This window comes from Pseudomonas viridiflava (genome assembly GCF_900602065.1).
In the GTDB taxonomy this organism is placed as follows: Bacteria; Pseudomonadota; Gammaproteobacteria; order Pseudomonadales; family Pseudomonadaceae; genus Aquipseudomonas.
The window spans coordinates 197,638-219,747 of sequence record NZ_UWFN01000265.1; the positions used below are offsets into that span (position 1 = coordinate 197,638).

General features: G+C 55.4%; 23 protein-coding genes. 10 read left to right on the top strand and 13 right to left on the bottom strand.

The features are described 5' to 3' along the window. Positions 1-167: 167 nt before the first annotated feature. The 6 genes from EE949_RS16005 to EE949_RS16035 form a co-directional block, all read right to left on the bottom strand. Positions 168-1,151 carry a hypothetical protein gene (locus tag EE949_RS16005; RefSeq protein WP_162874441.1) on the bottom strand — a complete coding sequence of 328 codons (984 nt, stop codon included), beginning with the start codon at positions 1,149-1,151 and terminating at the stop codon, positions 168-170. Beyond that, on the bottom strand, positions 1,144-1,350 hold the full coding sequence (locus tag EE949_RS16015) for a hypothetical protein (RefSeq protein ID WP_122665166.1): 207 nt from the start codon (positions 1,348-1,350) through the stop codon (positions 1,144-1,146). The genes EE949_RS16005 and EE949_RS16015 overlap by 8 nt, the downstream gene beginning before the upstream one ends. Next, positions 1,347-1,886 (bottom strand): hypothetical protein, encoded by a 540-nt coding sequence (locus tag EE949_RS16020; RefSeq protein WP_122665167.1) that lies wholly within the window; start codon positions 1,884-1,886, stop codon positions 1,347-1,349. The genes EE949_RS16015 and EE949_RS16020 overlap by 4 nt, the downstream gene beginning before the upstream one ends. A gap of 118 nt (positions 1,887-2,004) precedes the next feature. Beyond that, the gene (locus EE949_RS30280) at positions 2,005-2,277 is read right to left on the bottom strand and encodes a DUF1654 domain-containing protein (protein WP_122665168.1); all 273 of its coding nucleotides are present in this window, start codon (positions 2,275-2,277) and stop codon (positions 2,005-2,007) included. Positions 2,278-2,341: 64 nt separating this feature from the next. Next, complete coding sequence (locus EE949_RS16030; RefSeq protein ID WP_240350588.1) at positions 2,342-3,958, bottom strand: recombinase family protein; 1,617 nt, start codon at positions 3,956-3,958, stop codon at positions 2,342-2,344. Further along, entirely contained in the window at positions 3,958-5,256 is a 1,299-nt protein-coding gene (locus EE949_RS16035) for a hypothetical protein (protein WP_162874440.1), read from the bottom strand. The genes EE949_RS16030 and EE949_RS16035 overlap by 1 nt, the downstream gene beginning before the upstream one ends. Positions 5,257-5,366: 110 nt before the next feature. Here EE949_RS16035 and rimO point away from each other — a divergent pair, with 110 nt between their 5' ends. The 5 genes from rimO to tsaA all read left to right on the top strand — a co-directional run bounded on the left by rimO (position 5,367) and on the right by tsaA (position 9,844). Then, complete coding sequence (rimO, locus tag EE949_RS16045) at positions 5,367-6,695, top strand: 30S ribosomal protein S12 methylthiotransferase RimO (RefSeq protein WP_122665171.1); 1,329 nt, start codon at positions 5,367-5,369, stop codon at positions 6,693-6,695. 362 nt (positions 6,696-7,057) lie between these two features. Then, entirely contained in the window at positions 7,058-7,510 is a 453-nt protein-coding gene (locus tag EE949_RS16050; RefSeq protein WP_122665172.1) for a GNAT family N-acetyltransferase, read from the top strand. 232 nt (positions 7,511-7,742) lie between these two features. Continuing rightward, positions 7,743-8,453 carry an rRNA pseudouridine synthase gene (locus EE949_RS16055; RefSeq protein ID WP_122665173.1) on the top strand — a complete coding sequence of 237 codons (711 nt, stop codon included), beginning with the start codon at positions 7,743-7,745 and terminating at the stop codon, positions 8,451-8,453. Between the two features lie 65 nt (positions 8,454-8,518). Then, positions 8,519-8,980, top strand: a complete 462-nt coding sequence (locus EE949_RS16060; protein ID WP_122665174.1) for a DUF1456 family protein — start codon at positions 8,519-8,521, stop codon at positions 8,978-8,980. 159 nt (positions 8,981-9,139) lie between these two features. Further along, entirely contained in the window at positions 9,140-9,844 is a 705-nt protein-coding gene (gene tsaA / locus EE949_RS16065) for a tRNA (N6-threonylcarbamoyladenosine(37)-N6)-methyltransferase TrmO (RefSeq protein ID WP_122665175.1), read from the top strand. 112 nt (positions 9,845-9,956) lie between these two features. Here the strand turns inward: tsaA and fpr are convergent, their stop codons facing one another. Continuing rightward, on the bottom strand, positions 9,957-10,736 hold the full coding sequence (gene fpr, locus EE949_RS16070; RefSeq protein WP_122665176.1) for a ferredoxin-NADP reductase: 780 nt from the start codon (positions 10,734-10,736) through the stop codon (positions 9,957-9,959). Between the two features lie 121 nt (positions 10,737-10,857). Here fpr and EE949_RS16075 point away from each other — a divergent pair, with 121 nt between their 5' ends. After that, complete coding sequence (locus tag EE949_RS16075; protein ID WP_122665177.1) at positions 10,858-11,784, top strand: LysR family transcriptional regulator; 927 nt, start codon at positions 10,858-10,860, stop codon at positions 11,782-11,784. A 4-nt stretch (positions 11,785-11,788) separates the two neighbouring features. Here the strand turns inward: EE949_RS16075 and EE949_RS16080 are convergent, their stop codons facing one another. The 3 genes from EE949_RS16080 to EE949_RS16090 form a co-directional block, all read right to left on the bottom strand. After that, a complete protein-coding gene (locus tag EE949_RS16080) occupies positions 11,789-12,154 on the bottom strand; it encodes a diacylglycerol kinase (RefSeq protein WP_122665178.1) in 366 nt (121 codons plus the stop codon). 82 nt (positions 12,155-12,236) lie between these two features. Further along, positions 12,237-12,887: a response regulator transcription factor ErdR gene (gene erdR, locus EE949_RS16085; protein WP_122665179.1), complete on the bottom strand. Its 651-nt coding sequence runs from the start codon at positions 12,885-12,887 to the stop codon at positions 12,237-12,239. A gap of 246 nt (positions 12,888-13,133) precedes the next feature. Next, positions 13,134-13,844: a tRNA-uridine aminocarboxypropyltransferase gene (locus EE949_RS16090; protein WP_122665180.1), complete on the bottom strand. Its 711-nt coding sequence runs from the start codon at positions 13,842-13,844 to the stop codon at positions 13,134-13,136. Between the two features lie 238 nt (positions 13,845-14,082). On the opposite strand from EE949_RS16090, the gene EE949_RS16095 reads away from it, so the two are divergent. Further along, the gene (locus EE949_RS16095; RefSeq protein WP_122665181.1) at positions 14,083-14,493 is read left to right on the top strand and encodes a quorum-sensing-regulated virulence factor family protein; all 411 of its coding nucleotides are present in this window, start codon (positions 14,083-14,085) and stop codon (positions 14,491-14,493) included. Between the two features lie 290 nt (positions 14,494-14,783). Then, positions 14,784-15,899, top strand: coding sequence for a TIGR00730 family Rossman fold protein (locus tag EE949_RS16100; protein WP_122665182.1), 1,116 nt, complete (start codon positions 14,784-14,786; stop codon positions 15,897-15,899). Positions 15,900-15,902: 3 nt separating this feature from the next. Here the strand turns inward: EE949_RS16100 and recX are convergent, their stop codons facing one another. From recX to EE949_RS16115, 3 genes are all read right to left on the bottom strand, one after another. Continuing rightward, positions 15,903-16,370 (bottom strand): recombination regulator RecX, encoded by a 468-nt coding sequence (gene recX / locus EE949_RS16105; RefSeq protein ID WP_122665183.1) that lies wholly within the window; start codon positions 16,368-16,370, stop codon positions 15,903-15,905. A gap of 6 nt (positions 16,371-16,376) precedes the next feature. Then, a complete protein-coding gene (recA, locus tag EE949_RS16110; protein WP_122665184.1) occupies positions 16,377-17,441 on the bottom strand; it encodes a recombinase RecA in 1,065 nt (354 codons plus the stop codon). Positions 17,442-17,534: 93 nt separating this feature from the next. Further along, a complete protein-coding gene (locus EE949_RS16115) occupies positions 17,535-18,035 on the bottom strand; it encodes a CinA family protein (protein ID WP_122665185.1) in 501 nt (166 codons plus the stop codon). Between the two features lie 507 nt (positions 18,036-18,542). Here EE949_RS16115 and mutS point away from each other — a divergent pair. Both mutS and fdxA read left to right on the top strand, forming a co-directional pair. Further along, positions 18,543-21,110 carry a DNA mismatch repair protein MutS gene (mutS, locus tag EE949_RS16120; protein WP_205505011.1) on the top strand — a complete coding sequence of 856 codons (2,568 nt, stop codon included), beginning with the start codon at positions 18,543-18,545 and terminating at the stop codon, positions 21,108-21,110. 247 nt (positions 21,111-21,357) lie between these two features. Next, positions 21,358-21,681 carry a ferredoxin FdxA gene (gene fdxA / locus EE949_RS16125; protein ID WP_122665187.1) on the top strand — a complete coding sequence of 108 codons (324 nt, stop codon included), beginning with the start codon at positions 21,358-21,360 and terminating at the stop codon, positions 21,679-21,681. The last annotated feature ends 429 nt before the right edge of the window (positions 21,682-22,110 follow it).

The following is a 22,110-nucleotide window of genomic DNA, read 5'->3' on the forward strand; positions in this document are numbered from 1 at the left end:
TGTTTGCGTGCGACGACCGATCAATCTGGGCGCTGTCGATCGCGGTCCAGTTTTCGGACTCGATCGCAGTGTCGATTTGCACGTTCGCGTCCCTCCAACCAGACACGCTACGGGAAAGCATTCGTCTATCCTGCTCTGAAAAATCGAAAGTCATAGTCATGCCCTCCTCAAGCGGTCACATAGCCGGCGGTGGTTTTTCGCAGTTCGCCTAGGTCGAGCGCTGCACGAAACAGCTTCATGGCGCGTCGATTCCCGACACGAGCTGCAGTAGTGAAATCACGGAGCGATATCGGCGTGCCTGGCGCAACTGTTCGCGTGATGTCGAGCAATGTCTGCATCAGGGCACCGTCCGGTGATCCGAACAGATCCTGCTGCTCGCCAAATGCTGGGTTTTCTGAGGCTGTTGTCGCTGTTGCCGGTGTTGTCGAAACCATCGTTTCCGGCAAAGGGGGCGCGGACAGGCTGCCGACGCGCAGTGCAGATCCAATAAGCGCGGGCACCGCTTCCAGGGCGATAGCAAACCCGGCACAGAGCAATATCGCCAACAGCTCAGGCAGCCCAACGGATGCCGCTGGCTTGGCACGCAGTTCGGTAAGTTCCACCGATGCACGATCGAGTCGCTGTAGAACCTGCTCACGCTGACCATCAATCCGGCCTAGGGCAGACGATTCCAACTCCTGCGCCTTGCTAACGATGCCGCGTTCGCGCAGTTGCCGTGCCTGATCCCCGATCGATCGAGCGTCTTTGTCCAGGGAGTCGAGCTGCCGCAGCCCATCGGACCTGACAGCTTGCAGGTCAACCATGCGTTGTTCGGTAACAGCGGTGTACCGCGTCTGGCCTGAAACGATGGACGTCAGTAGTCGATCATATGTAGCCCACGCTGATACCACTGCCAGCATCAGAGCCGAGATGATCATCAGTACGGCATAGGCACGCTTGCCAGCAGCCAGCATGCCCAAAGCTATCGGCCAAGCCAGGTACTTGTAGAAATCCAGCAGTACTGCTGCAGTAGCAAACACTGCCGCCAGTAGCGGGTCGGCAATCAGTGTCGACATGGCCATGCCAACGGACAGAGCAGTGACACTAGAAAGCGCGACAGCGATGGTCAGAAGCAACCAGCGAACTCGCTGGCAGATGAGGTGATTAGGCATAGCTCACCCCCTGCTTGATCTGGCGAATCTGAGCATGCACCGACGACAGCTCGTCTCTCAATCGTTGGTTTTCGTCCAGGAGCGATGCGGTGGCAGCTGTCTGGCCGGACCGCCATCCCATCCAATAAGGCAGAGCCATGGCAATAACCTGGCAGACGGCCAAGCCGCCCAGTATCAACATGAGCTGAGAGGTAGTCATTGCCACTCCTTCACTTCGCGGACGAAGTTGGAGAGCAGTTCGTAGGCTTTATCAGGATCCGCAGGCATCAGCATTGGAGCTGAAATACCGGCGCCACCCAGCAGGAATCTGAAATACGTCTGATCTGGATTCTCGGCAGCTGCTGTCAGCAGCAACCGGAGGTCGTGCATTCCTGACTGCGGCAACAGATAGAGCCCACGGCGGCTTGTTGCGGCATTGCGCAACAGAAACTCCAGGTCACGATCGAGAATAGGCTGGGCCATCCGCTCGTAGTGCATGTTCGCAAGCTCTTCAACGAAATGCTCGACCCTATGAGCCGTATCGTCGAGAAGCCCAACGGTAAGCGTGTTCACCGTCTCACCCAACCGGACCTGAACAGCAACGTCAGAACCGCACTGCTCGATCGTCAAATGGGCTAGTAGGAAGCTCGGCGCGTAGTTGCAGACGAGAGATAGGGGAAAGATGCCGTTCTGTTTGACGTGTTCGGCCAACTGCGCACGGGCATCAAACGAAAGGCTAAAGGTAGGGCGAATCATGCGGTGAACCTCCATGGCGATCACGGCAGTGCGAAACACTACCGCGAAGTGACGGAGGCAAAGTTAGCCTATGGCTTACTTCATATCAAGCCTAAGGCTAATTATTTTTGATAGATAATTAGGCAAAGACTATCGTGCTTGCATGCTGATTTGTCCACGTCAGCCCTACAGCACCACACTCCAATCGTGTGACGCGCACGCTATCCTCAAGGTCGAGCTGATCAAGCAAACAGTCCCAGTCATCCAGTTTTTCGCCTGATAGCCTAGCAATCACCGTTCGCCTTCGCCTCTGCGCTGCCGAGCTATTCACCTGGCGGTGAATGCGACGGGCAAGTCGCTCATACGGGGTGTGTGATCGTTCAAGACCAACGGGATAGACGCTATGAGACATAAACACTCCTTGCTTACACTGTATATCCAACCAGTATAAGGTGGCTTCTTGCCACCCGGCAAGATCAGTCCCAATCTTCGCTGGCCACCCACGCTCCAGATCGTCGGCTGATTTGAATCAACCGATGCTGGCCAGTGCGGGAAAGTAGCTGTACATCGATCTCCTGTCCGTTCCTGCCATCAGGATTCAAGCCACGCATGTAAATCACGATGCGATCAAACGTATCCATCACCAACTGGCGGATCTGCTCCCGCGCGTCGGTATCCAACTTATTAGCGCGTGCTGCAAGCTCTGCCCAACGCCCTGCCTGAGCAGGTTTGGTAGAGCGGGAAACCGTGGCCAGCTCGTGCTCCAGCTGCGCCACCTTCCTACCAGCTTCCACCTGCTGGGCCTCCAGTTCTCGCGCTTTACGAATGAAAGCCTGCGGCGGGGATCCGCTATCGTCAGCCATCAGCGCATCGGTAACCCTATCGAGTTGGACTTTGATTTTTTCGCCCGCTGACCTGGCTACAATCAGTTGCTGGCGCAGCCCTTGACCATCGTCCCCCACCTGCAACAAACGCTGCAGGTTGATTTGATCCGAGCAAAAACTCAGCAAAGCGCGCTCGATCGGCACGACGCTACAAGAACCACTTTCCTTACAGCCACCATTCTTGCTGTACCCCACACAGTGCAAACGCCGATGACCGTCATTCAAGCTTCCGTCTGTCTTCCGCCGACTCATGGCGTTTTGAGCGACGAGGGCACTACCGCAGTATCCACAATAAGTAATCCCCATACCGGTGATGAAGCCTGGGATCTCGCCATGGCCACGTCGACGCAGGCGCTGACCTCCCAAGTGCTGAAGCTCGGACCACTCAGTCTCTGAAAGGAGGCGCGGATAGTAGTCCTCCAACAGATAATCTTCCCCGTCGACAGAGATGCGCTTCGCACCGCGCAGAGCAGGCAGTTTGATGAGCCTGTAGATCTGTTGACCATTGATTCCCCATTCGCTCAGCTCAAACCCCTCCTCGTGCATCAGCTTCGCTGCACGGGCAGCACCAAGCCCGCTTTGATACAACTCAAGCGCACGCTTCACTGCAGCGACTCTTTCTGGGATCAACTCCCACGCATCTCCGGTCCACTTGACCCACTGTGGATCTTTACCGTTACGAACAAGGCCACGGTAAGTTCCGGCTATCCAGCCTTCACACAGTCTACGTATGGATGCCTTCACCCGCTTGCTCTTGGTATCGGATTCTTCGTGCGCACGAATCATCACCAGGAGCGAATAGACAAGGTCCATTGGCTGCGCCTTGAGACTGGCGCGGTTGTACTCCCGACCGTCACTCGCGGTGACGACGGTAATGCCAGCGTTGATAATTTGGGCCAACTGCGCCTGCGCCTGTATCGGTTCGGCACGGCTCAGCCGGTCCAGCCCCTCAACCACCAATATTGATCCAGCAGCGATGCGCCCGTCTTGGATAGCCAGAAGAAAGACTCCCAATGCACCTTGGGTTACATGGCGCTGGTGATAGGCAGATAATCCTTCGTCCCGAAGTGACAACGACTCATCCAGCACCAGGCTTTTCTCGGCTGCCCAGCGCTGAGCATATTGAAGCTGTCGATCGGCGCTGCCACCTGCTGACTGTTTAGGATCAGAAAACCTTAGATAGCTGAATACTTTAGGGGAAATGGACACTAGCCTGGAGCCTCGCTTGCGGAAGCCTTCTTCTTATCTGTAGAAGCTTTATCGCTATCTGATTTAGCTACCTCAATAACTTTTGATACAGACTCGAACATTGCAACCATATGATTAAGGTCACCAGCCTTTGCTACGGATGCTTCCGGCCACTTCACTGTTTCTTCCAAAACCTTGAGTATCTGGCCTCTTATGGCAGCAATTTCCTCAGAGGGATTGGAAAACTCTACGACAGCATGATAAGAAAGCATGTATCGGTTAAAAAGCGATCTAGCCTTAACAAGATGGATTGATGATTCTACAAACCCCTTATATTGCCGCAAAAACCATGCGGCCAAAAACTCCACCACAAGAAACGCCAGAGTGCATGAGACCATACCAATAATGGCATATTCGCCCACATAGCCGTTTTTTATAGCAAACTGCCAAATAAATATAGAGACAACGTATGCCGAAATCCCCCAAAGAAGAAACTTTATACCTGTATCAAGCAATTCCGAAGCTTTTGTATCAAATGTTAAAATCTGGAAGTCCAACTCTCTGACTAAAAAAGCAACATACGATTCAAACTTAGATACAGCCGTCCCGCTGGGTGGTGTGACGGATGCAAAATATTCGTCAGAAATTTTTATACTATCTTCAGACTTGGTAACAGTTTCGGGAGATCGGGGCGGAACTTCCAGCAGTTTTATAGCGGCATTTATTTTCTCGTTTATATACCGTTCATTTTTCTCTTCCTGAGCCCTAATATCGATACCAACAAACCCTTTTTCCCGCTTAGGCATGTATGCTTGAACAATCACACCCACCATAATACATATTAAAGCAACTAATACAGATAAAGTAATCTCCCAACTTTTAAAAACAAATGAGCCAAACTCAGGATAAAACCATAAGCCAACACTATATATCGAAGCTATGAAACCCGTTAACATAGAAACAGCGTACATAGAACGATATTTTATTCTCGATATGCGCTCTGTCTTTTTCTCTGAAAAAAGAGATCTTAATTCATCTTCTAAGTTAGCTTTTTCTTTACTAGTTCTCGCTGCCTCGGCTTTAATGCGATCGTACGCATCCTTCGCTCTTTGCTCGATAGCATCCAACTGAGCCTTTTGCTCCAGATGACGATCTTCCATATGTTGTTCATCTGGATCCCTGCGAATACTTTCATCCGGGTCGCGACGATTTCTACTGTCCGGATCCCTATCACTCCCGTAGTCCGGATCCCTGTGATTGATGTTGTCCGGATCGCTATGATTCCTGTTGTCCGGATCCCTGTGATTTTTTTCTTCCATACACTCACCAAACCTAAATAGCAATCATTGCCAACAAAGAAAATTGCACATTTTTTAGCCAGCGAATAGAATCGCGCGCCCCAAAGAACGTACCCAACCGAGGTGATTATATGAGCAAAACCCCAAGTGTAGGTTGGGTATCGTTAGGCTGCCCGAAAGCTTTGGTCGACTCCGAGCGCATCCTTACCCAGCTGCGCATGGAAGGCTACGAAGTCGTACCGACTTATCAGGACGCCGACGTCGTTGTGGTCAATACCTGTGGTTTCATCGATGCCGCCAAGGCTGAATCGCTGGAAGTGATCGGCGACGCCATTAAAGAGAACGGTAAGGTCATCGTCACCGGCTGCATGGGCGTTGATGAAAGCGTGATCCGTGACGTGCACCCAAGCGTGTTGTCCGTTACCGGTCCACAGCAATACGAGCAAGTGGTCAACGCCGTGCACGACGCAGCGCCGCCCAAGCTCGATCACAACCCGTTGATCGATCTGGTGCCGCCTCAAGGCGTCAAACTGACCCCACGCCACTACGCGTACCTGAAGATTTCCGAAGGCTGCAATCACAGCTGCAGCTTCTGCATCATCCCGTCGATGCGCGGCAAACTGGTCAGCCGCCCGGTGGGCGATGTACTCGACGAAGCCCAGCGTCTGGTCAAGGCTGGCGTAAAAGAACTGCTCGTAATCTCTCAGGACACCAGCGCCTACGGCGTCGACGTCAAGTATCGCACCGGTTTCTGGAACGGTGCCCCGGTCAAGACTCGCATGACCGAGCTGTGTCAGGCCCTGAGCTCAATGGGTGTCTGGGTCCGTCTGCACTATGTTTACCCGTACCCGCACGTTGATGAGCTGATCCCGCTGATGGCCGCCGGGAAAATCCTGCCGTACCTGGATATCCCCTTCCAGCACGCCAGCCCGAAAGTGCTCAAGCTGATGAAGCGTCCGGCCTTCGAAGACAAGACTCTGGCCCGTATCAAGAACTGGCGTGAGCAATGCCCGGACCTGATCATCCGTTCGACCTTCATCGTCGGCTTCCCCGGCGAAACCGAAGAAGACTTCCAGTACCTGCTGGACTGGCTGACTGAAGCACAACTCGACCGCGTCGGCTGCTTCCAGTACTCGCCGGTTGAAGGCGCACCGGCCAACCTGCTGGACGCGGCCATTGTGCCGGACGACGTCAAACAGGACCGTTGGGACCGCTTCATGGCCCACCAGCAAGCCATCAGCGCTGCCCGCCTGCAGATGAAAATCGGCCGGGAAATCGAAGTGTTGATTGACGAAGTCGACGAGCAAGGCGCTGTGGGCCGCTGCTTCTTCGATGCTCCGGAAATCGACGGCAATGTGTTCATCGCCCTGGATGACAACAGCACCTTGAAGCCAGGCGACAAGGTCATGTGCCGCGTCACCGACGCCGATGAGTATGATCTCTGGGCCGAGACGCTTTGACCCTCCGTTTGAGCTGATGCAACAAAACAGCCCCGCCCTTCAAACGGCGGGGCTTTTTTTGACTTCGAAGGGCTAAGCTAGTCCGTGTGCACTGCCTTCTATCGAACAGCTGTAATCCTTTAACTGAAATGCATTTTCTGTAGAAAATCGCCCCCGCGTCCCTGACACCACGCTGTCTCACGGCAAGCATAGGACCTGTAGGAGTGAGCTTGCTCGCGATTTAGACCTGCTGAGAATTAGCGTCTGGCCTGACGCTATCGCGAGCAAGCTCACTTCTACAGGGTCCATGCTTGCCACGAAACAACGCAGCGCCTTGGCGACGTGTCAGGAACACAAAGCGACCTTCAGTGGAGCCAAACCCCATGCAACATCCGGCGATCTCCAACGCTGATAAAAATGACTATCCGCAATTGATTCAAGTCTGGGAAAGCGCTGTCCGCGCGACGCATGACTTTTTGCCCGATGCGTACATCGTGCAGCTCAAGGAGCTGCTGCTGACCCGTTATCTGGATACCGTGACGCTGGTCTGCACCCGGGATTCACACCTGAATATCACGGGCTTCGCCGGCGTCAGTATCGGCAAGCTGGAGATGCTGTTCATCGCCGCCGATCATCGCGGCCGAGGGCTGGGCAAACAGCTATTGGCTCACAGCATCGAACACTTCAGGATTCGCGAACTGGACGTCAACGAACAGAACCCGCAAGCGCTGGAGTTTTACCTCAAGCAGGGTTTTGAAGTGATCAGCCGTTCTGAAGTCGACGGGCTTGGGCAGCCGTATCCAATGTTGCGGATGAGGCTGGAGCAGCGATTTTGATAACCAAGCCCCCCGTAGGAGCTGCCGAAGGCTGCGATTGCGGTGTATCAGGGGGAAATGCAATCGCAGCCTTCGGCAGCTCCTACAAGAATGCATTCAGCATTTTGTTTGATGGAAGTGGCTTCAGCTATGAAGGCAGCGACCCGATTACGCACCATTTGCAATGTTGCCGCGATTAACCGGGCGGGCACGGGTACAATGTCGGCCTTTCTCTCAAGTAACGGCTTTTGTCATGTCAGAACCCATCCGCCTCTCCAAACGCCTGATCGAACTGACCGGCTGCTCCCGCAGGGAGGCTGAGCTGTATATCGAAGGCGGCTGGGTCACCGTGGACGGTAAAGTCATCGATGAACCGCAGTTCAAGGTCGACACCGAAACGGTTGTGCTGGATCGCGAAGCCAAGGCCGATGCACCAGAGCCTGTCACCATCATCTTCCACAAACCGGCCACTCTGCGCGAAGCCGATGCACTGGCATTGATTACCCCTGCCACCCTCTCGGAAGAACACAGCTTCGGCAAACGTCCGCTCAAAGGACACTTTCTGCGCCTTGAACCTATCTCGACGCTGCAGGCCAATGCCAGCGGTTTGATGGTGTTCAGCCAGGACTGGAAGATCCTCCGAAAGCTCACGGATGATCGCAGCAAGATCGAGCAAGAGTACGTGGTGGAAATATCCGGTGAGATGGTCGCTCACGGCCTCAACCGGCTCAATCACGGCATGACTTACAAAGGCACGGAATTGCCCAAGGTCAAAGCCAGCTGGCAGAGCGAGAACCGTCTGCGTTTTGCGATGAAAAACCCGCAACCCGGCGTCATTGCTCAAATGTGTGAAGCCGTAGGCCTGAAGATCGTTTCAGTCCGGCGCATCCGCATCGGCGGCGTGTCCATGGGCAAGTTGCCCGAAGGCCAATGGCGCTACATGACTTCCAAAGAGAAGTTCTGATTCAGTTCAATGCTGCAGGATCCTTTCCTGCCGCGTGACCCCAGCCTTACCAGGATTTACCCATCATGATGAACAACGACGTATTGCGCAGCGTGCGCTACATGCTTGATATCAGCGACGGCAAAATTGTCGACATTACAAAGCTTGGCGGAATGGAAATTTCCAAGGCTGATGTCATCGCCTTCACCAAGAAGGAAGACGAAGAAGGCTATCTGAATTGCAGCGATGAAATCATGGCGCACTTCCTTGATGGCCTGGTGATTTTCAAGCGTGGCAAGGACGACAGCCGCGCGCCGCAGCCTGTCGAGCTGCCAGTCACCAACAACACCGTCTTGAAGAAGCTGCGCGTAGCCTTCGAACTGAAGGAAGAGGACATGCATGCGATCCTCAAATCGGTTGAGTTCCCGGTCTCCAAACCTGAACTGAGCGCCCTGTTCCGCAAATTCGGCCACAGCAACTACCGTACGTGTGGCGACCAGTTGCTGCGTAACTTCCTCAAGGGTTTGACCCTGCGGGTTCGCGGCTGAACAAGCTGGCTACCGCCATGTAGAGAACCTGTGGGAGCGAATTCATTCGCGAATACGGCCTTCCACACCTTCGAAAAGCGTTGGATGTACCGGCCCTTTCGCGAATAAATTCGCTCCCACAGTCCGCATGGCGTACTCATTTCAATTCAGACGCATCTCATGACTGATTCCTACACCGTCTCCCCCATCGGCTTCGTCCGCTCCTGCTTCAAGGAGAAGTTCGCCATTCCGCGCCAGCCACAACTGGCGCCAGCGGCGCGTGGCGTGCTGGAACTAGTGGCGCCGTTCGATCAGGGCGATGCCGTGCAGGGTCTGGAACACGTCAGTCATGTCTGGATTCTGTTTCTCTTTCATCAAGCTCTGGAAGACAAACCCCGCTTGAAAGTCAGGCCGCCACGGCTGGGGGGCAACCAGTCGATGGGCGTCTTCGCCACCCGTGCCACGCATCGCCCGAACGGGATCGGCCAGTCAGTGGTCAAGCTCGACAAGGTTGAAGCCGGACGCCTGTACTTATCGGGCATCGACTTACTGGACGGCACGCCGGTACTGGACATCAAGCCCTATGTGCCTTACGCCGACAACGTGTCAACAGCATTCAATAACATGGCCAGTGCCGCACCAGACCTCATCCCTGTGAATTGGGATGAGTCAGCCTTGAAGCAGGCTCATGAGCACGGCATGCGCCTGAATGAACCGCTAATCGAACTGATCGAGCAATGCCTGGCGCAGGACCCACGTCCGGCCTATCAGACACCCACTTCGGAACGCCGCTACGGTGCGCAATTCTGGGACCTCGACGTGCGTTGGCACTACCCCGGCCCGGGAGTGATCAACGTGCTGGAAGTCGTGCTCACTGCCGATTGATTACATCACGAATCTGCGCCCACAAAAAAACCGCCCGGTCCGTGACCCCCAGGCGGTTTTTTTGTCACATCAGCGGGGCGTGCGAACACCCCCCACCCCGTAATTTCAGCGCTTACTTCTCGACGAATGCACGCTCGATCAGATAGTCGCCTGGCTCACGCATACGCGGAGAAACCGTCAGACCGAAGCTGTTGAGCACTTCGCTGGTTTCGTCGAGCATGCTTGGGCTACCGCACAACATGGCGCGGTCGTCCTGAGGATTGATCGGTGGCAGCCCAATATCGCTGAACAACTTGCCGCTGCGCATCAGGTCAGTCAGACGACCTTCGTTCTCGAACGGCTCACGAGTAACGGTTGGGTAGTAAATCAGCTTGTCGCGCAGCGCGTCGCCGAAGAACTCGTTCTGTGGCAGGTGTTCGGTGATGAATTCGCGGTAAGCGACTTCATTCACATAGCGTACGCCGTGGCACAGAATGACTTTTTCGAAACGCTCATAGGTTTCAGGGTCTTGAATAACGCTCATGAACGGCGCCAGACCGGTACCCGTGCTCAGCAGATAAAGATGCTTGCCCGGCTTGAGGTCGTCGAGTACCAGCGTGCCCGTAGGCTTTTTGCTGATGATGATCTCATCGCCTTCCTTCAAGTGTTGCAACTGCGAAGTCAGGGGACCATCAGGCACTTTAATGCTGAAGAATTCGAGATGCTCTTCCCAGTTCGGGCTGGCGATCGAATAGGCACGCATGAGCGGGCGCCCGTTTGGCTGCTGCAGACCGATCATGACGAACTGACCGTTCTCGAAACGCAGACCTGGATCGCGGGTGCACTTGAAACTGAAGAGTGTGTCGTTCCAGTGGTGGACGCTTAGAACACGCTCGTGGTTCATGTTGCTCATTTACGTGAAAACTCCTGAGATTCGCTTGCGCCGGGTAGGAACGCTATTGCGCGATATTCTAGTGGGAAGCACAATATCTGTTAACTGAATTATTAAGATATAGGTTATCGGTTATATAGATATGCGATTTACTTTACGTCAACTTCAGGTTTTTGTAGCCGTCGCCCAACAGGAAAGCGTTTCCCGGGCGGCGATCCTGCTATCGCTGTCCCAATCGGCCGCCAGCACGTCCATCACTGAACTGGAGCGACAGTCCAGTTGCCAGTTGTTCGACCGGGCGGGAAAACGCCTGAGCCTGAATGCCACCGGGCGCCAGCTACTGCCCCAGGCGGTTGCCCTGCTGGATCAGGCCAAAGAGATCGAGGACTTGCTCAATGGTAAATCCGGTTTCGGCTCGCTGGCGGTAGGCGCCACGCTGACCATCGGTAATTACCTGGCGACGCTGTTGATCGGCAGTTTCATGCAGCGTCACCCGGAGAGCCAGGTCAAGCTGCATGTACAGAACACCGCTCACATCGTGCAGCAGGTCGCACACTACGAAATTGATCTGGGTCTGATTGAAGGCGATTGCACGCACGCTGACATTGAGGTGCAACGCTGGGTCGAGGACGAACTCGTGGTGTTCTGCGCCCCTCAGCACCCACTGGCCAAACGCGGACATGCCAGCCTCGACGAACTGACCCAGGAAGCCTGGATCCTGCGCGAACAGGGCTCAGGAACCCGCCTTACGTTCGATCAGGCGATGCGTCATCATCGCAATGCGCTGAATGTACGCCTGGAGCTTGAGCATACAGAGGCCATCAAACGTGCCGTCGAATCGGGTCTGGGTATTGGCTGCATATCCCGACTGGCTCTTCGGGATGCAATTCGGCGCGGCAGTCTGGTGGCGGTGGAAACACCGGAGCTGGACCTGTCCCGAGAGTTTTACTTCATCTGGCACAAGCAGAAGTATCAGACCTCTGCCATGCGCGAGTTTCTCGACCTGTGCCGCTCGTTGACTGAAGGCGTCCAGCGCAGCGATGAAATCGTGCTGCCAAGCATGTACTAGATGATCAGCCGAACAGGATTAGCATCCATACAGCAGCGATCATGGTCAACGAGACCATCTGGGCAGCGCTGCCCATGTCTTTGGCGTTTTTCGAAAGAGGATGCAAATCCAGGGAAATGCGATCGATGGCCGCTTCAACCGCCGAATTGAGCAATTCAACGATCAGTGCCAGCAGGCACACCGCGATCAACAACGCGCGCTCGCCCTTGCTCACATCGACGATAAAAGCCAGTGGCACCAGCACTACGTTAAGAAGCACCAACTGCCTGAAAGCGGCTTCACCCTTGAAAGCGGCAGACAGACCATCGAAAGAATAACCGGCGGCATTCAGGATACGTTTCAGGCCCGTTTGGCCTTTGAAAGGAGACATAGATAGGCTGCTGTGCAAAAAAAGATGATGGAAGCTAATTCAGGACAGATCAAAAAAATGTGAACGGTTGAGTCATCCAGAGTTATCCGTTCGGAGAAATGGATTCCAGCTGTTGCAAAAGCAATGCAGCCTGGGTTCGTGTCCGCACACCCAGCTTGCGAAATATCGCCGTGACATGAGCCTTGATCGTTGCTTCAGAGACGGTCAGCTCATAGGCAATCTGTTTGTTCAGCAATCCTTCACAGACCATGGTCAATACCCGGAACTGCTGAGGCGTCAGGCTTGCCAGACCCGCGCTGGCGGCTTTGGCTTCATCAGAAACACTCACGGCTTCGTTAGCCTGCGGCGGCCACCAGACATCGCCTTCAAGTACCTTGCGCACAGCCTGCTGAATAGTCTCCAACGGGCTGGACTTGGGGATGAAGCCACTGGCACCAAACTCTCGGGACCTGACAACGATGGCGGCTTCTTCCTGCGCCGACACCATCACCACCGGAATCTGCGGATACTGACCACGCAGCAGGACCAGACCGGAAAAGCCATAAGCACCCGGCATATTCAAGTCCAGCAGGACCAGATCCCAGTCAGACTTCTCATCCAGACGCGCTTCAAGCTGGGCAATGCTCTCCGCCTCCACGAGTCTCACATCAGGACCGAGGCCAAGGCTCAATGCCTGATGCAACGCGCTGCGGAACAGCGGATGGTCATCGGCAATCAGGATTTCGTAAGTCATGGGGTGGTCCTGTACTTATAAGTGGGCGCCGATCCATTCAGCGCCCAGCAAGGCATTGGCAAATGCCAGCAAACACTTGTTGCAGCTATACGCAGCGCGAACCGCAGCCTGCGAAAAACACCCGTCCGGGCCTTTATGCGGCGCCAGCATGCCCAGCGAAACCGGGGTGGTCAAGCATTAACCCGGCCGCAAACAGAGGTTATTTCGCATGCAGGTGCACGTCACTCGCGAAGCCGCAATATCAGCTTAGAGAAAAGCCTTCAGATGGGTGTGAGAGACATCATCCGAATCAATGTTTTTCTGGTACTTCGCGCCCAGATAGTGAGCAGTGAACACATCCAGGTAAGCATCAAGCACCCCGCTGGCTTGCTTATCGCCGGCCAGCTCCAGACACAATGCAGCGACTTCCGCCGTGCAAAAATGATCATCACGCTTTGAACGGCGCAGGCGATAGCGGGACATCTGTTCCGGCTCAAGGCTGAGCACCGGAAACCGTTCCAGGTAAGGGCTTTTGCGAAACATCTTGCGCGCTTCAGGCCAGGTCGCATCCAGCAAGATGAAGAGCGGACGCTTGCCCTCTTCCTGAATGACCTGGTTGACCACCCGTTGCGGAGCCACAAACTCACCCGGGAAAACAATATAGGGCTGCCATTGCGGATCATCCAGCAATGCCAGCAACTGCTCATCGACCTCTATGCGTGACCAGCCAAATGCATGAGTGTCATCGACAACATCCGCAATCAGCCAGCCGGTATTAGTCGGCTTAAGCGGCTCAGTGTCGTACATAAGCAGACACATCGCCGAATTGGTCGCCACATTTGGCTTCCATCCACACAGGCAGTACTCGGGGATCACTCGACACTGATTGCAGCGTGGCGCGCGCGACCCGCGTGCAATAAACGGCTTGGTACTCTGCGCCAGACGGCGATCGCGCAGGCGAGAAACGGCGTGGCTCATAATGGCATGCGTCGATTGAAGGGAAGCGTGAACACTGCGATAACTCGGAGGGCTTAAAAGTCTGCGCAGTTTAACAGAGCCACGTCCTGTCCGGCCCGCGGTGTCGACGGACGAATCGCTTTCACTGCGCGCCATCCTTATACTTCGCCATCGTTCATGCATATTCAGCCCTGCTGCCTGCTGAACATACTTGCAAGTCACCGGTCCAACGGGCCAGTCACTGAATCAGGAGAATTTAATGCTGCGCCTTACCGTCCCTACCCTCACGCTTCTGCTCGCTGTCCCATTCTTCGCTCAAGCGGCGTCGAAGCAGGATTTCGAATTGAGCAAAATGCTCGAAAAAGTTGCGAAGGAAAGCAGCGTCGGCACGCCGCGGGCTATCAATGAGGACATTCTCGATCAGGGTTACACGGTTGAAGGCAATCAGTTGATCAATCATCTGAGTGTTCGCGAAGGCCAGGCCCAGCAAATGCGCGCCAACCCCGATGCGGTCCGCAATCAGCTCGGGAACAGTGTTTGCCATAACAACGGCTATCGCCAGTTGATGAGCAAGGGCGCGGTACTCAAGTATCAGTTCACCGAGTACAAGACCAATCGTCCGGTAACCAGCCAGGTATTCAAGGCCAGCGACTGTTCGGTCAAGAAGTAAGATTCCTTCTCGCACCGCACAAGAACCCAACGTGGGACCGGCTTTAGCCGGGAAGTGGCCGGTACAGTCACTCCATCTTCATCGCCGGGAATCCCGACTTCCCGGCTGAAACGGAACGCCGCCCGGCCGTTCCACCTCAGTGCTGTTCAAGCCGGTCCAACGTCTGCGGTGCAGAAACCCAAAGTCATACACAAACGTTGCCAGTCCCAGCAGGCAAGGGTCATTATCGTTTGAAATCAAGTATCAGCCCTCGATGGCTGGAGTGACGATTCATGCAAGGAGAGCCTTGAATGCCCTATGTACCCAACGACCTGCTGAGCAGCCACTTTCAAAGTAACGGTAAAGACCTCACCAGCAAGATCGAAGAACAGATCAATCTGGTAGCCCCCAACAGTCCAAACCTTCCGCTCTATCGCGACATGATGCTGACCGTATTGCGCATGGCCCAGGACGATCGCAATCGCTGGAACGCCAAAATAACGCTGCAAGCCTTGCGCGAACTGGACAATGCCTTTCGGGTACTTGAGCAGTTCCGCGGGCGCCGCAAGGTGACGGTCTTCGGCTCCGCCCGCACCCCCGTTGAACATCCACTGTATGCGCTCGCCAAGGAGCTTGGCGCGTTGCTGGCCAAAGCGGATCTGATGGTCATCACTGGCGCGGGGGGCGGCATCATGGCTGCGACCCATGAAGGCGCCGGGCTGAATCACAGCCTGGGCTTCAACATCACTTTGCCGTTCGAACAGCACGCTAACGCCACGGTCGAGGGCACGGGCAACCTGCTGCCCTTCCACTTCTTCTTCACGCGCAAGCTGTTCTTTGTCAAAGAAGCCGATGCGCTGGTGCTTTGCCCAGGTGGTTTCGGCACGCTTGATGAAGCTCTGGAAGTGCTGACACTGATTCAGACCGGCAAAAGTCCACTGGTGCCTATCGTGCTACTCGACGTGCCAGGAGGAAGTTTCTGGCAGAGCGCACTGGACTTCATCAAAAGTCAGCTGGAAGAAAATCACTACATTCTGCCAAACGACATGAAATTACTGCGCCTGGTCTACAGCGCCGAAGAAGCGGTTGAGGAAATCGATCAGTTCTACAGCAACTTCCATTCAAGCCGTTGGCTGAAGAACAAGTTCATCCTGCGCATGCATCACCCGCTCACCGAGCAAGCCATTGCGCATATGCAAGAAGCATTCGCCGACCTGCGTCTGGCAGAAGACTTTCAGCAACATGCTTATCAGGGTGAAGAACATGAGGCTGATTTCAGCCATCTGACGCGCTTGGTATTTACTTTCAGTGGACGTAATCAAGGGCGTTTGCGGGAGTTGGTGGACTACATCAACCTGTCGGAAAACTGGGCTCAACCGGCAGCAAAATTGAAAGCCCGGGAATCGGAATCCTCAAAAGAGTCCTGAGGATCAGTCGTCTTCGCCACGGCCGCTTAACAGGCGGCCGATCATATCCATGGGATAACCGCGGTAGCTCAAGAAGCGACCTTGCTTCGCACGCTCCCGCGCATCTGCGGGCAACTGACCGGCAAACTTGCGCTGCCAGGTTTCTTTCAGTTTTTCCTGCCAATCAAAACCACATTCCCGAATGGCCTGTTCGACTTCCGCACGCTGCAATCCTCGCTGATTCAACTCCTCACGAATACGCGCAGGGCCATAGCCCGAGCGTGCACGGTAAGAGACGAAACTTTCGAGGTAACGCGCTTCAGACAACAGCCCTTCTTCCACAAGGCGGTCGAGAGCAGGTTCGATGAGTTCAGGAGTTGCGCCGCGCTGACGCAGTTTGCGCGTCAGCTCGACACGACCGTGCTCGCGGCGTGCGAGCAGGTCCATTGCGGTGCGCCTTACGGCGACAGGTGTATCGAGTACAACCGACATGATCTATCAGAGATCAACGTCAGCTTCAGCCATGTCATCAGCAGGCGCTGGTGCACGAGAGGCTTCGGATTTGGTATCAACACCTGGAGTCAGCAACTTCTCGCGAATCATCTTCTCAAGGGTGGCACCTACTTCCGGGTTATCCGCCAGGAACTTGGCCGAGTTGGCTTTACCCTGACCGATTTTGCTGCCTTGGTAGCTGTACCATGCACCGGACTTCTCTACGAAACCATGCAGTACGGCCAGATCAATGATCTCGCCATTGAGGTAGATACCCTTGCCGTAAAGAATCTGGAACTCGGCCTGACGGAACGGCGGAGCCACCTTGTTCTTGACGACTTTGACACGGGTTTCGCTACCGACGACTTCGTCGCCCTCTTTCACAGCACCGGTACGGCGGATGTCCAGACGGACCGAAGCGTAAAACTTCAGCGCGTTACCACCGGTGGTGGTCTCAGGGCTACCGAACATCACACCGATCTTCATACGGATCTGGTTAATGAAGATAACCAGGCAGTTGGCGTTTTTGATGTTGCCGGTGATCTTGCGCAGCGCCTGAGACATCAGACGAGCCTGCAGACCCACGTGCATGTCACCCATTTCGCCTTCGATCTCAGCCTTCGGTACCAGAGCGGCAACGGAGTCGACAACGATGACGTCGATGGCATTGGAGCGCACCAGCATGTCGGTGATTTCCAGCGCCTGCTCACCGGTATCCGGCTGCGACACGAGCAGGTCGTCAACATTGACGCCCAGCTTGCCTGCGTATTCTGGATCAAGCGCGTGCTCGGCATCGACGAACGCACAAGTTGCACCCATTTTCTGGGCCTGGGCGATAACCGAAAGCGTCAGCGTCGTTTTACCGGAAGATTCCGGACCGTAGATTTCAACGATCCGGCCTTTCGGCAAACCGCCAATACCCAGCGCGATATCCAGCCCGAGCGAACCGGTGGAGATAGAAGGAATAGCCTGGCGGTCATGGTCACCCATGCGCATTACGGCACCTTTACCGAATTGACGCTCGATCTGACCCAAGGCCGCAGCCAAGGCTTTCTTCTTGTTGTCGTCCATTGAAGTCCTCACGTAATCAAATTCAATTAGGGGCCTGACGGCCACAACACCTGTATAAGTAGACAGTATTATTCCACAGGGTTGAGCGCTCGCCTACCCCCGAGTTGGTATTTCTGCACTGACAAGCTGGATCAGCCCCTCTAGCGCGGCTTTCACCGTTTGTCGGCGCACCTCGTCACGGTCTCCGGCGAACTGTTCGCGCCGGGAAATCAGCTTTCCACCCACGCCCCAACACAGCCATACAGTGCCGACCGGCTTCTCGACCGAGCCGCCATCCGGCCCGGCTACACCACTAACCGCAACCGCAAACCTTGCGCCGCTCTGACGTTGCGCACCCGACACCATCGCGCGCACCACCTCCTCGCTGACCGCACCGACCCGGGCAAACAATTCGGTCGGTACTTGCAACTGAAGGGTTTTCTGGGGGTTGGAGTAAGTGACATAACCCGCCTCGAACCAGGCCGAGCTGCCGGGTATCCGGGTAATCGCTTCGGCGATGCCGCCGCCGGTACAGGACTCGGCGGTGCTGACCTGAGCGTTGATCGATTGCAGATGCTTGCCAAGGGTGGCGGCAAGCCGGGTGATCTCATCCAAGATGCTCTTCCTTTGGAAAGGCGAGTAAACCAACACCGTACACGAGCGCTTTGAAGGTGCAAGCAGAGAGCGGCCTGATCGCGACCGCCCTCATGGATACGTCATTTGTCTCGGGTTTTCGGGCAATGCGGTTTCTTGATGGTTTCAACCGTTGTTTCCTTCGGGCGTCGCCGAGCCTCTTCGACCGGAATGAAACGCCCGCTTTCAGAATCCCTTCCGCGTTTGTTAGCCATATAAAATCCCTTTTTTACAACGCCTGCTCGGGATTGAGAGGCGACGCTGCAAAGTCTATACAGCGATTTCGACTCTGTGGCCGTTCGGAAACGCTCGGTGACGAATCAGCCGACTTGCAGCGGACCTGCGTAGCGAAGCCTCGCGTGGTAATCTTGCGCCCATCGCAAAACACACGGACTTACCGACCTGTTAGCCCAAAGGGGATATCAGGCACGCTTCCGAATTTGCCCCATCTTTCTAACGAACTTGCCTAACTATCTGATGAATAAAGCAATTTCCGATCTCTCATCACACACCCCGATGATGCAGCAGTACTGGCGGCTGAAGAATCAGCACCCTGACCAGTTGATGTTCTACCGCATGGGCGATTTCTACGAAATTTTCTACGAAGACGCGAAGAAAGCCGCCAAATTGCTGGACATCACCCTGACAGCGCGGGGCCAGTCAGCCGGCCAGAGCATCCCTATGTGCGGGATTCCCTATCACGCGGCTGAAGGCTATCTGGCCAAGCTGGTCAAACTCGGCGAATCCGTGGTGATCTGTGAGCAGGTTGGCGACCCGGCGACCAGCAAAGGCCCGGTAGATCGTCAGGTAGTACGCATCATCACCCCCGGCACTGTCAGCGATGAAGCCCTGCTGGACGAGCGGCGCGACAATCTGATCGCAGCCGTATTGGGCGATGAACGCCTGTTCGGCCTGGCGGTGATGGACATCACCAGTGGCAATTTCAGCGTGCTGGAAATCAAGGGCTGGGAGAACCTGCTGGCTGAACTTGAGCGTATCAACCCCGTGGAGCTACTTATCCCGGATGACTGGCCACAAGGTCTGCCCGCCGAAAAGCGTCGAGGATCACGCCGCCGCGCGCCTTGGGATTTCGAGCGCGACTCGGCGCTCAAAAGTCTTTGCCAGCAGTTCTCGACTCAGGACCTGAAAGGCTTTGGCTGCGAAAACCTGACCCTGGCGATCGGTGCTGCCGGTTGCCTGCTGGGCTACGCCAAGGAAACCCAGCGTACTGCCCTGCCGCACCTGCGTAGCCTGCGTCACGAGCGTCTTGACGATACGGTCATCCTCGACGGCGCCACCCGACGCAACCTCGAACTGGACACCAACCTGGCCGGTGGCCGCGACAACACCTTGCAGTCGGTGGTAGATCGCTGCCAGACCGCAATGGGTACGCGCCTCCTGACCCGCTGGTTGAATCGCCCTTTGCGTGACCTGTCGGTCCTCAAGGCGCGGCAATCTTCCATCAAGTGTCTGCTTGAGCGTTATCGATTCGAAAACCTGCAGCCGCAGCTGAAGGAAATCGGCGATATCGAGCGAATCCTTGCCCGCATCGGCCTGCGCAATGCGCGGCCACGCGACCTCGCTCGCCTTCGCGATGCATTGAGTGCGTTGCCCGAATTGCAAACGGCAATGGCCGAACTGGAAGCGCCGCATTTGCAGCAACTGGCCAAAGTCACCGGCGTCTATCCGGAACTGGCTGATTTGCTGCAACGAGCCGTCATTGATAACCCGCCGGCGGTGATCCGCGATGGCGGCGTGCTGAAAACCGGTTATGACGCTGAGCTGGACGAGCTGCAGTCGCTGAGTGAAAACGCCGGGCAGTTCCTGATTGACCTTGAGGCCCGTGAAAAAGCCCGAACCGGATTGGCCAATCTGAAAGTCGGCTACAACCGGATTCACGGCTACTTCATTGAGTTGCCAAGCAAGCAGGCCGAACAGGCACCTGCCGATTACATTCGTCGACAAACCCTGAAAGGTGCCGAGCGCTTCATCACGCCGGAACTGAAAGAGTTCGAAGACAAAGCGTTGTCAGCCAAAAGCCGCGCACTGGCGCGCGAGAAAATGCTGTACGAAGCGTTGCTTGAGGACCTGATCGGCCACCTCGCTCCGCTGCAGGACACCGCCTCGGCACTGGCCGAGCTGGATGTGCTGAGCAACCTGGCCGAACGCGCCCTGAATCTGGACCTTAACTGCCCGCAGTTCGTCGATGAGCCCTGCATGCGCATCGACCAGGGTCGTCACCCGGTCGTGGAACAGGTGCTGACCTCGCCGTTCGTGGCCAACGATCTGGACCTTGATGACAAGACCCGGATGCTGGTCATCACCGGCCCGAACATGGGCGGTAAGTCGACCTATATGCGCCAGACCGCACTGATCGTGTTGCTGGCCCACATCGGCAGCTTCGTGCCAGCGGCGAGCTGCGAGCTGTCACTGGTAGACCGGATTTTCACTCGGATCGGCTCCAGCGATGACCTTGCAGGCGGGCGTTCGACGTTCATGGTCGAAATGAGCGAAACGGCCAACATCCTGCACAACGCCACTGATCGCAGCCTGGTGCTGATGGACGAGGTTGGACGCGGCACCAGTACATTTGATGGTCTGTCCCTGGCATGGGCTGCGGCAGAATGTCTCGCCCAGTTACGCGCCTACACGCTGTTCGCCACCCACTATTTCGAGCTGACTGTGCTGCCGGAAAGCGAACCGCTGGTCGCCAACGTGCACCTCAATGCGACCGAGCACAACGAGCGAATTGTGTTCCTGCACCGGGTTCTGCCAGGACCTGCCAGCCAAAGCTATGGCCTGGCTGTAGCCCAGCTGGCCGGGGTTCCAGCGAAAGTGATTGGCCGGGCGAAAGAACATTTACACCGGTTGGAGACCACCAGCCTGCCCCACGAGCAGCCTCGTCCAAAACCTGGAAAACCCGCTGCGCCCCAGCAAAGTGACATGTTCGCGAGCCTGCCGCACCCGGTGCTCGAAGAGCTCTCCAGGGCCAAACTCGACGATGTCACGCCACGTCAGGCGCTAGAGTTGTTATATGCACTGCAAACTCGCATCTAACGAGAACCGTAACAAGCTGTTAGAATCCCGCGCGGTTTGAGACGCTGACAGCTTTTAGCCTGGCTGAGCAGCTGATCCGAGCCGCGTGAGACGTAGCGAACCCAGGGTCGAACGCCATGCGTGCAGTCGATCTGCATTCAGCGCCGTTTACCTAATGCATGTGTTTCACACGGCGCGGGAGACTTCCCGAACCTGGCAACCCTATACCGAAGGGCTCTGCTGTCGCCGCCTGAGGAGAGAATTAGAAATGACCTTCGTCGTCACCGACAACTGCATCAAGTGCAAATACACCGACTGTGTAGAAGTCTGTCCGGTGGACTGCTTCTACGAAGGCCCGAACTTCCTGGTGATTCACCCGGATGAGTGCATTGACTGCGCGCTTTGCGAGCCTGAATGCCCCGCTCAGGCCATTTTCTCGGAAGATGAGATCCCTGCCGGGATGGAGAACTTCATCGAGCTCAACGCCGAGCTCGCGGACGTCTGGCCGAACATCACCGAGAAGAAAGACGCACTGGCTGACGCAGCAGAGTGGGATGGCAAAACCGGCAAGATCGCAGACCTGGAACGTTAAGCGTTCAGGCTGTTCAAGAAAGCCCCTTGCGGGGCTTTTTTGTGGCTGTCTGTTTATCCGGGGATACTTTTCTCCAGACGAAAAAAGGGGCGGTATGACCCGCCCACATTTTTTCCCTAATCCTTTTAATCCCTTTCATCATCCTGATGAATCGCATCCTGCGATGTCCTTGACTGTCATCCTTGACGGCCTGTGTCCATCCGTAGACACAGTTCTGATAGTAGTGTTTTTTGCGCCGAGGGCAAGTAGGCGAAATCTTTCAAGATCTATCAGGACATCACGGATATAAATTAAAAGTCTTTTATTTCATACGGTTAGGGAGCGACTACATCCACACAGGTCAATGTTGTGCATTGTATTTCGCAAAGGCTTACAGCCGGTGTAAGTAATGACTGACGTCGAAAGAGTCTGGATAACTTACGTGTACGC